Annotated in this window: 8 protein-coding genes; 4 read left to right on the top strand and 4 right to left on the bottom strand. The window is 48.1% G+C overall.

The window, feature by feature from the left end:
* The 3 genes from KDK19_RS01710 to KDK19_RS01700 form a co-directional block, all read left to right on the top strand.
* The coding region (locus KDK19_RS01710; RefSeq protein ID WP_257291215.1) for a Na+/H+ antiporter NhaC family protein at positions 1 to 1,034 on the top strand (1,034 nt) is incomplete at its 5' end.
* Between the two features lie 150 nt (positions 1,035 to 1,184).
* A complete protein-coding gene (locus KDK19_RS01705; RefSeq protein WP_257253110.1) occupies positions 1,185 to 1,613 on the top strand; it encodes a CesT family type III secretion system chaperone in 429 nt (142 codons plus the stop codon).
* Positions 1,610 to 5,050: a DUF4135 domain-containing protein gene (locus KDK19_RS01700; RefSeq protein WP_257291214.1), complete on the top strand. Its 3,441-nt coding sequence runs from the start codon at positions 1,610 to 1,612 to the stop codon at positions 5,048 to 5,050. The genes KDK19_RS01705 and KDK19_RS01700 overlap by 4 nt, the downstream gene beginning before the upstream one ends.
* Here KDK19_RS01700 and KDK19_RS01695 read toward each other — a convergent pair.
* From KDK19_RS01695 to sctD, 4 genes are read right to left on the bottom strand one after another with little or no spacing between them, the layout of a single operon-like run.
* Positions 5,047 to 5,421, bottom strand: coding sequence for a M48 family metallopeptidase (locus KDK19_RS01695; protein ID WP_257282269.1), 375 nt, complete (start codon positions 5,419 to 5,421; stop codon positions 5,047 to 5,049). The two genes, KDK19_RS01700 and KDK19_RS01695, sit on opposite strands and share 4 nt — an antisense overlap.
* 28 nt (positions 5,422 to 5,449) lie before the next feature.
* A complete protein-coding gene (gene sctF / locus KDK19_RS01690; RefSeq protein WP_257282268.1) occupies positions 5,450 to 5,689 on the bottom strand; it encodes a type III secretion system needle filament subunit SctF in 240 nt (79 codons plus the stop codon).
* 48 nt (positions 5,690 to 5,737) lie between these two features.
* Complete coding sequence (locus KDK19_RS01685) at positions 5,738 to 5,992, bottom strand: EscE/YscE/SsaE family type III secretion system needle protein co-chaperone (protein WP_257282267.1); 255 nt, start codon at positions 5,990 to 5,992, stop codon at positions 5,738 to 5,740.
* A complete protein-coding gene (gene sctD / locus KDK19_RS01680) occupies positions 5,967 to 7,454 on the bottom strand; it encodes a type III secretion system inner membrane ring subunit SctD (protein ID WP_257291213.1) in 1,488 nt (495 codons plus the stop codon). The genes KDK19_RS01685 and sctD overlap by 26 nt, the downstream gene beginning before the upstream one ends.
* Before the next feature lie 557 nt (positions 7,455 to 8,011).
* Between sctD and KDK19_RS01675 the strand changes: the two genes are divergently transcribed.
* Entirely contained in the window at positions 8,012 to 9,721 is a 1,710-nt protein-coding gene (locus KDK19_RS01675; RefSeq protein ID WP_257282265.1) for an AMP-binding protein, read from the top strand.
* The last annotated feature ends 136 nt before the right edge of the window (positions 9,722 to 9,857 follow it).

Below are 9,857 nucleotides of genomic sequence, written 5' to 3'. Positions count from 1 at the left end.
ATGAAGTGACTGATGTCAGTGCTATTGGTGCTTTTGTGAGTATGGTACCGATGAATCTCTATGCGGTCTTTGCTCTGGCACTGGTATTTTGTACTGCGGCTATGGATTTGAACGTAGGTCCTATGTTGACCCATGAGCGCCGTGCTCGAGCCGGTGAATTGTACGACAGCCGAAAAGGAACCCCTCCGGGGTCATCTGAAGCCATCAGTAGCAGTGAAAAAGGAAGCGTTGCCGATCTGGTGATTCCTATTCTGGCTCTGGTGATCGCGACGACTGCCTCCCTGATTGCAACAGGCGCTTCTGCGCTTCAGGAAGCCGGTACGCCATTTTCTATCCTGGGCGCTTTTGAAAACACCAATGTCGTCAACTCTCTGATCTATGGTGGTCTTGTTGGCCTTCTGGTTACGGCAGTCAGGATGCTCAGCCATAATCTGGATGCCTCAACCTGGGGAAAAGCGGTTGTTGAAGGTACCCGCTCCATGCTGCCTGCCATTTACATTCTGGTGCTGGCCTGGGTGCTGGTGGATATCATCAGCTCACTGGAAACCGGCAAGTATCTGGCCGGGGTGGTCAGCAGCTCAAAGATTGATACGGGCTATTTACCTCTGATCCTGTTTGTGGTCTCCGGCGCTATGGCTTTCTCTACCGGTACCAGTTGGGGCACGTTTGGTATCATGCTGCCCATAGCGGGAGATATGGCAGCGGCTGCCGATATTGCCATGATTTTGCCTATGCTGGCTGCTGTTCTGGCAGGTGCAGTGTTTGGTGATCACTGCTCACCGATCTCCGATACCACGATTCTGTCGTCCACAGGGGCCTCTTGTCACCATATTGATCATGTGGTGACTCAGCTTCCTTATGCCCTGAGCATCGCTGCTGTGGCTATGTTGGGCTATCTGGTGATGGGTCTGACAGATTCCTCAATGACGGGCTTTCTTGCTTCCGGAGCCGGTTTTATTCTGCTTGTGTTTTTATTTCGTAAGATATCCGCTAAGCAAATGGTCAAGTCTGCAGATCATCAGTTGGCAAAATAAGCTTTGACGGTATTCATAGCTAAGTCATGTCGGAAGCTAAACCATATCGGAAGATTTTTTCCTCTGGCTGCCGAAACATTACATTAATAGTAAGCTGTAATTGATACCACATCAGAAGGCATGGATGCCTTCACCCGGAGCAGGGAAGCTATGAGTTTCGACAAACTGATGAAAGCCGTTGCCCGCAACAATCAGCTGGGTGAACTGGATTTTCGCGATAACCGCTATTACCTCACTATCGACAGCCGCATTGAGTTCACCTGTTTTCAGGCCAATGGGCGGTTCTTTATCCACGGCATCATTGCCCAGTTGCCACCCGGTGAAAAAGATCGGGAAAATCTACTCCGTAACCTGATGACCAAAACCGTGGGTCTGGCAACTACCCAGCGGGTTATTTTGTCGATAGAGCCTGACAAAGACTCATTAGCTTTACACTACTCCTGCCCGCTTCAGGGGATGGATGAAGACCTCGTTGAGAATGCTCTGGCTGAGTTCGCCAATAACTTTGAGTATTACCTCGTAGAAATCAGTCAGGAACAGACTGTCATACCAACTATGCCAACGATGATCATGCCATGACGGATAATATTTCTCACAGTTTGTTTGGCTGTCTTGTTACCTGGGCAGAAAACTCAATCGGTGGGTATAACGGACTGCGTAAGGCTAACGAAGCCTTTTTGAAAGCAGTGGTTCGTTACAGCCGTTTTGATGAGCTTCATCTGTTTCTTCATGAAAGTCAGATCGACGCTTTCAGGCAAGACTGGAAAGAATACCTGAGTCAGCATGGGGCGGGTAAAAATATCAATATTCTACCGGTTCATGATCTGCCTTCCTGTTTGCAGCAACATGTTTATAGCGTTTTTCATTCGGGTGATCCCTATATCTCTGATCTGGCCTCTCTGCGTGAAAGACACGCTTGCAGACTATTTCCTATCACCGGCAGGGCTCACAGTCTGAGTGATGATGCTCGTTTATCCCGGGTCAGGGATTTGATTTTCTCCCCCATCAAACCCTGTGATTCCATAATCTGTAGCTCCAAAGCCCAGAAAAAGGTAATGAAGCGTCTGATCTCTTCGGCCAGTGCCAGTGTCAGTGACACTGTTGGCAGGGCTATTCCTTATCGTGGGCAGGTGAGCCTGATGCCACTGGGTATTGAGCCAGCCAGACAAGAGACCGTTGCTTCCAGGGAGGCCAAGGTGCCTCAGATACTCTGTCTTGGCAGGCTATCCGCAGCCGATAAAATGGACCTTCATCCGTTACTGCTGGCATTGAATGATCTGTTTGAAGAGGGAACGGTTACCCGCTTTCAGCTGGTGATTGCCGGAAGTGGTGATGCCTCCGGCGAATATGTTCATTCATTACTGGCTCAGGCCTATGAGCTCAATCTTGAAGACTGTATTCGCTTTGAACTCTCTGTTGATGACGAGAAGCGTGAGCAATTACTAGCGGAAGCGGATGTGTTTGTTTCTCTCGCTGACAATGTCCAGGAGAGTTTTGGGCTGGCACCGGTAGAAGCTATGAGGGCAGGTATCCCTGTGATTCTTTCCGACTGGAATGGCTATCGAGACCTCATTGTTTCCGGGCAGGAAGGCTTCCTGATCAAAACCGCATCGGCAGACCATGATGATATTTCCCGTTCTCTCAGTCTTGTCAGCAAAACTCAGGCTCAACTGATTCAGGCTCAGGGAGTGGCGGTTGACATAGACGCGCTGAAACTAGCGTTATCGACATTGCTAATGGATGAATCTGTCCGGGAAAAGATGTCTGAAGCGGCAATCCGGAGAGTCAATGAGACCTTCAGCTGGCCTCTGCTGATTGAGCAGTATCACAAACTGGTAGAAGAACTGGGGCAGGAAGCTTCAAGAATACGACACCATCAGGGCAGGGCAGTGGGGATGCCCTATCAGGAGGTGTTTGGGCATTATGCTACGGTGGCTCTGCAAGAAACAGACGTTCTGGTAACCACTGATAGAGGTCTGCGGGTTCTGCTGATGTCGGAGAAAGGTTTCTTTTTCAATCAGTTGAGTCATCTCCTTGATAAAAACGAGATAAGAGAGGTTATCAGGAAACTCGTTACACCTCAGAGTGTCAGCAATATCCAAAAGCTGTTTCCTGACAGGCAGCCGTTATTGTTTTTATTATCCTGGATGTTGAAGTATCAACTGGTTGCTTTTTCTATTGAGACAGAGGCAGGTAAGCCCTCTTTCGCGAAATTGCCAGACTGGTACAAGGTTGAAGATCCATGTCTGGTGAATGGTCTGGTATTTCCGGAGCAGCTGAGGTCTAAATGGATCAAGCCTGTTATCAATCAATACGTTCAACTCAGTCAGAGTTATGTCAATGACATTGATAGTTCTGGTGAGGGTTCCGAAAGTAGCTTGATTCAATCTATTGCCCAGTCAGTCATTGAGTGGATGGATGACAGGCTCCTTCAGGCTATAGGCTGGTTGGCAGAAGATCACACCCTGTCCGGCTACGGTGAAGTGTTAAAGTTGCTGGAATCCAAGGGGGTGGAAACACTGATTGACGCTTATCCTCATTGGTATCGAAACATTCAGAAGGAATTTTTCCAACGAGTCAGATTGACCCGTACACTCTTGAGTCGGGTGAAGCGGGACTTGCCAGAGATCAATCATTACTTTTTCTCGGGGAGCCATCAGCCAGCAGAGAGCCATCAGCCAGCAGAGAGCCATCAGCCAACAGAGAGCCGTCAGCTGACTTCTGGTCTGACCTCTATCCGTGATTTGCAATTAGACGTAGGATCACCCGTTTACCAATTGACGTTTAATAATGGTGAACACCTGGTTTATAAATTGAGAGACCTCGCCATTGACCAGTTATTACTGGGAGAGAATCAGAGTATGGCCCAGTCAGTGAATGCCTGGGTACAGGACTCAGAAGCTCTGGGTGTATTCAGGATACTGAATAAGTCTTCCTATGGTTATGTTGAGTTTATTGCATCGGAAACCGTTTCCAAGAGCGATGATCTGGAAACTTACCATCGTCGCATGGGAGTGGCAGCAGGCTTCTGTCTTATGTCGGGTCTGACTGACATTCACAGCAAAAATCTTCATATCAATGATAACAAGCCTTACCTCATTGATGCCGAGACGGCTCTTCATAATCCTGTGATGATGCAATTGCAGGCAGAGTTGCAAAATCCCGAGTTGAGCTTTCTGAGAGGCATGCGGGATTCCAGTCTTGGCCTGACGGGTCTGATGAAGGTTTGGGAAAATTTTCATCTCTGCAAGACCCGATACAGCTCAGTCAAACTGGAAAATGGTGAGCTGGTGGCTGAACAGCCGCAAACGGCCACTTCTTTTCTTGATCATCTGCTGATGGAAAAGGGTCGGCACTCTCTGGATGGTCGACATCCTTCAGTAGCCTCTCAATATGGCAGAGCATTTGTGGAAGGCTTCAAAGGCTCGGTGTCCGCTATTTCCGAACATTCAGAGCAGTGGTTTGATTACCTGAAGTCCATGGCGGGTTTTGAGGTCAGGTATCAGCCGCGTTGGAATCTGAATGATGCCCGCAAACAGTTTCGAGACCTTCACGTTGCCAGAGAGCTGCAAGACCTTTCCAGAGAGCGCCGCGAAGAGTATTGCCAGCGTCTGGCAAAACGAATTACGCTGGCTGGGGAGCTTTCTCAGCGCTGGCTTGATGCCTCGTGGCAGGAGCCGGTCAGTGTCCTGGCTGAATCAGTGGCCGAAGGTTGGTTGGCCATGGAGCAGCGTGATTTTGTCAGAAAGCTTGGGGAGTCAGGAGTTTTTGTCCAGCGATACGACGGAACCCTGCAGGAAGTCAGTCGTCATTACTTCTCTGACAATTCGATAGAAAAACAGGCAGAGTTGATTGCCAAACTGTCGGATCACAAGCTCAGGGACCGATTCCTCAATGCCTGTCAGCAGATGATTGAAAGTTGGTTTGAACAACATATCAATGCCGGAGAAGGGATGCCTGAGGAGCTCAGGCAGGCTGTTATGGAGGCGCTGGCCGACAGTGAAAGGAAGGCTTAACCCTTCCTGATGTTCTCCAATAACTCTTTTGCCATGGTGGCGGTCTCTTCGTCACCTTCCTTGTTGGCCGTAGTCAGGTAATCTTCACCTTCCTTATTTCTGCCTTCCATCATCAGCGCCATACCGATAAAGGCTTTGACAGTAGGATTGTCGGGATCTTTTGGAATGGCTTCCTTGTGAAGAATCTCCAGGGCTTCCTGATTCATCTTTTTATTAATGAAGGTCAGGGCAAAGCCCAGAGTGGGGAGGACGCTGTCAGGTCTGGCTTTCTCCAGAGCGCTGAAAATACCGAAAGCATGTTTTGACATACCCACGCTGGAGGCCATAAAGCCTATATCTGCCAGGGTTTTGATTATTTTTTCATCGGTCATGTTTCAGGCCTCTTGCTGTTTGCCCGGCTTATAACTTCTGGATAATACTCTGGAGTGTGTCCTTGATGGATTTAATGATACTGGATCTCAAACCCTCAATGATCATATATTTATTGAACTCGACCTGAAACTCCACCATGTCTTTGGTGTTGTTCGGGTCCATGTTGGTTATTTTGGTTTTCAGGTTCTGATCAAGATTTTCAGCTGTTTTGCCAAATACGTCTTGCACATGATCAAAGTTAAAGTGGTTGGCTCTTTGTTCTGCCATTGTCCCTCTCCCTGTCAGACTGTTCTCTAGCCGTCAGACGTTGTTTAATCAGCGCTTTTTGTGATGCCTGTTCCAGGTCTTGTCAACGACTTCAGTAGCAGCTATCAAGGCAGTGATCAGCTTGTCGTTGGTTTCAAACTGATCGGGGGAAAGCCCTTTGTCCCGCTCAGACTTCAGACGAAAGGCTTCATCCACTAATTCCTTCAGCACCTTGTCCCTGAGTTCACCGTCGGTATCAAGAATAAGTCGATCTTCGAGGTCGGAGAGATGAATTTTTTCACTGTCGGTTTGTGGATCCTTCACTGTTGCCTCCAAGACGATATTTGATCCGATCTGTGCCTTTTGATAATAAAAGATAGTCAAGATTAATATCTTCAATTATATACCCGTTGGCCAGTTTTGCGCCGATCAGGTATTTGGCCCCGTCATCCATGGTCACAAAGGGCACCCTTCCCATACTCACTGACCGAATCTTCAGAGAAGGAGCCAGTGGTGTACTTACCACTCTGGCAGGTGCTCCAGCTGTTTTGGTCGCTAATCTCAGCTGGGGCTGATTGCCGTACTGTTTTCTGAAACGTGTGACCACATCGTTCAGGTTATATACCTGTTCATCGTCCAAGAGGTGGCCTTCTAAAGTGATTTGATTAGGTTTTTGTATCAAATGTATACGAGGGCTCAGGCCTTTCTCCCTGAGCATGGACTTGAGGGTGTTCAGGCGACCGGCCTGATTTTCTACCTGATCGACAATGGAAACCAGTCCGTGGACCTCTTGTTTCAGGTTGGCAATGATTTTCTGCAGCTCTTCTGAGCTGGGAGCATAACCTGTCATTACCAACGAGCCAGGGGAGTTATCCAACTCAAGGCTGAGAGATTTATGACCCTGATTCTTTAAAAGTGCATCGGCGTTAGCTCTTAACTCGCTCATGACGACCAGCTGTGAACTGAAAGGAATCCCTTTCTCGCGAAGTTCACGCTGGATCATCTGTTTGTCACTCATTGTCAGGGTATAGCCAGAGATCAGAACGCTCTGGTCAGGAAGCTCTTTCAGTTTGATGTTTTTCTGATTGAGTTGATTTCGGATCTGTTTAGCCTGATCAAGATGGCTCATTTCAGGAGGTGCCTCTTCAGGACCGCCTGAAAGCAGCACGATAAGAAGCAGGAAAAATGCAAAAATGCCTGCCGGGATTCCTATCAACCATTTCCGGTCAATATTCTTCAGAGGATTTTCATACTCCTCTGAGTCGTCTTCCTCTCCATCTGCGTCATCTGTCAGGGAGTTATTAATGTCATCCAGGTCGTCGTTCAGGCTGCTGAGATCATTACTATCAATCTCATCATCCTCATCGTTCATCAGGATGTCAGGAGCATTAGGGAAGTCCTCATCTTCATCGACTATATTCTGATCTTCTTCTGGCTCTGGTTCAGGTCTCTGAAGCTTTGGTAGGGGCTGATCAGGCCAGTCGGCGTCCACAGGGCCCAGAGAAAAAAACAGTTGACTGGAGGTTATGATGTCAAAATGATTAGCATTTAGCTCTGAACCCCGGGGTAGACCATTGCAGTACAGCAAGCTGCCTTCAGACTGGCTGGCTATGTTTATTTGACCCTGTGGGCTGATGTTTATAATCAGTTCATGGTCACTGAGTGATTCATCGGTCAAAACCAGATCAGATTGATCACTCTTGCCCAAAGAGTGGCTGCCGGGTTCCAGCGGAATTTCAGCCCCCTGGTGATTGCCAGAGAGTATTTTGAGGTAAAACTCGATCATGGCCGTCTACCCGAAATGCTTTCCTTAGCTCATGGCTCTCCATGTGCTCATGGCTGTTTTACGCGTTCCCAGAGCCTATCTCATTTCATCGGTCTTGAATTAAAAAAGTGAAATGGCCTTTTTGGGCTATCTTTTCCCTGATAAAGATTTTAGAAACTTCGATTTTCAGGTGGTTTAAGTCTTAGGTTAAGTGAAACTACTTATCTTTACCAGAGTTGTTTCTTTGATCTACATCTTCGGGCAAAGTGCTGATAAGGTTAGTATCTATCACTGATTAGCTGGTAAAACTTCCCAGGGTGATAGCGCATTGCCTCTTAGGCTACGTGTGTATTGGTGCATTTTTAGAGGGTTTACCCTGACGCACATGAAGGTGCACCTGAGCGGCTGTAAGAGCGAAGAGCTGATGGGCAAATGATCGATGTTTTACGACAGAAGTCTGACAGACCCAAACAGAGCGGGCACTCTTATAGAAATAATGATGTATGCGGCATCTGGCGAACAGAAACAGAGGTGCGCCATTCATCGTCGCATGAATAACAAGAAGAGAGCAGGTACTTATGGAAGCATCTTTCTGGAACGACAAGCGTCCGGCAGGCGTTGCTGAAACCATTGATCCCGATCGCTATCCCAATCTTTTGGCGATAGTAGAGGAACTTCTCGAAAAAAATGCCTCCCGGCCGGCATTTACGGGTATTGGGTATACTCTGACGTACGGTGATATAGACCGCTACAGTCTGCAATTCGCCAACTACCTGCGTGAGCATACCTCCCTGAAGCCTGGCGACCGAATTGCCATCCAGATGCCCAATCTGCTTCAATACCCGATTGTGGTATACGGGGCGATCAGGGCTGGTCTAACCATTGTTAATACCAACCCCCTGTATACCGATCGGGAAATGTTGCACCAGTTCAACGATTCTGGTGCTAAGGCCCTGGTATTCATGGACAACTTTGGTCATCTGGTTGAAGAGGTTGTGGAAAAAACGGGCATTGAGCACCTGATTGTAACCCGGGTGGCCGATATGCTGCCATTTGCCAAGCGCACCCTGATTAATTTTGCTGCAAAACATGTCAAGAAGATGGTGGAGCCTTTTAATCTGCCAAAGGCTGTACCTTTCAGGGATGCGCTGGCTAAAGGTGAAGCCTGTCAGGCTAAACCTCTTGAGAATCCTCCTTCAGCTCAAGATCCTGCTGTTTTCCAATATACAGGGGGCACAACAGGGGTCGCGAAAGGAGCGGTACTGACTCAACGAAACCTGATTGCCAATATGCTTCAGGCTGCGTCAGCTCTGTCACAGTTGGATGAAAGTGGTCAGCCGGTGCAGCAGGTTGGTAATGAAATTATCGTGGCACCTCTGCCTCTTTATCACATTTATGCTTTTACCGTTCATCTACTCTGCATGCCGTACATGGGGAATCAGAATATCCTGATTGCCAATCCCAGGGATACCAAGACTTTTATAAAATTCATCAAGCCCTGGCAGTTTACTGGCTTCATTGGCTTGAATACGCTCTTTGTTAGTCTGTTGAACCACCCGGATTTCAGGGAGTGCGACTTCAGTAAGCTGAAACTCACCCTCTCCGGTGGTACGGCTTTGCAGAGAGAAACCGGAGTTCGCTGGCAAAAATTCACCGGATGTCACGTCTCGGAAGCTTATGGTTTGACGGAGTGCTCTCCAGCGGTTTGCATGAATCCTTTTGGGGACATTGCTCAGCTAGGCACTGCTGGACTTCCGGTGTCCAGTACTGAACTGAAAGTGATCAATGAAGAGGGAGAAGCTCAAGCTGTTGGAGAGAGAGGAGAGCTCTGTGTGCGTGGGCCTCAAGTTATGAAGGGGTATTGGAAAAGATCTGAAGCTACTGCCGAGGTGTTGTCTGAGGATGGTTGGCTGAGAACTGGCGACGTGGCCGTCATAAAAGAGGACGGCTTTGTTGAAATCGTCGACAGGATCAAGGATATGATTTTGGTTTCCGGCTTTAATGTTTACCCCAATGAGATTGAAGACATAGTGGCTAGCTTTGAGCGGGTTGAGAATTGTGCAGCCATCGGCATTCCTGATGATGTCACTGGAGAGAGAATCAAGTTGTTTGTGGTGCCTTCAGACGACGGATTGAAGGAAGAAGAGGTAGTGGCTTTCTGCAGGGATCATCTGACTGCTTACAAAGTGCCCAAGGATATTGAGTTTCGTCCGGAGCTACCCATGACTCCGGTTGGTAAAATTCTGAGGAAAGATCTGCGTAAGGAAGAATTGGAAAAGACTTCCTGACATTGGTGCTGTTTCACAAGAAAACCGGCTTTGCGCCGGTTTTCTTGTGAATGTACTGAAAGTGCTCTGTATATGTCAAACTCACTAGCAGCCTGTCGGACTTAAGGCTGTCCTACTGCGGTTGCAATAAATTGGT

The sequence above is a fragment of the Endozoicomonas sp. ONNA1 genome (genome assembly GCF_024606325.1).
Lineage (GTDB): Bacteria > Pseudomonadota > Gammaproteobacteria > Pseudomonadales > Endozoicomonadaceae > Endozoicomonas_A.
The sequence above is the reverse complement of the archived record's forward strand: the minus strand, read 5'-3'. Positions and strand labels throughout refer to the sequence as shown.

What these genes read in the sequence shown, in the direction of transcription:
- sctD (WP_257291213.1), bottom strand. Translation starts at nt 7,454, where the DNA reads ATGATCGAGTTTTACCTCAAAATACTCTCTGGCAATCACCAGGGGGCT.
- sctF (WP_257282268.1), bottom strand. Translation starts at nt 5,689, where the DNA reads ATGGCAGAACAAAGAGCCAACCACTTTAACTTTGATCATGTGCAAGAC.
- KDK19_RS01705 (WP_257253110.1), top strand. Translation starts at nt 1,185, where the DNA reads ATGAGTTTCGACAAACTGATGAAAGCCGTTGCCCGCAACAATCAGCTG.
- KDK19_RS01675 (WP_257282265.1), top strand. Translation starts at nt 8,012, where the DNA reads ATGGAAGCATCTTTCTGGAACGACAAGCGTCCGGCAGGCGTTGCTGAA.
- KDK19_RS01700 (WP_257291214.1), top strand. Translation starts at nt 1,610, where the DNA reads ATGACGGATAATATTTCTCACAGTTTGTTTGGCTGTCTTGTTACCTGG.
- KDK19_RS01695 (WP_257282269.1), bottom strand. Translation starts at nt 5,421, where the DNA reads ATGACCGATGAAAAAATAATCAAAACCCTGGCAGATATAGGCTTTATG.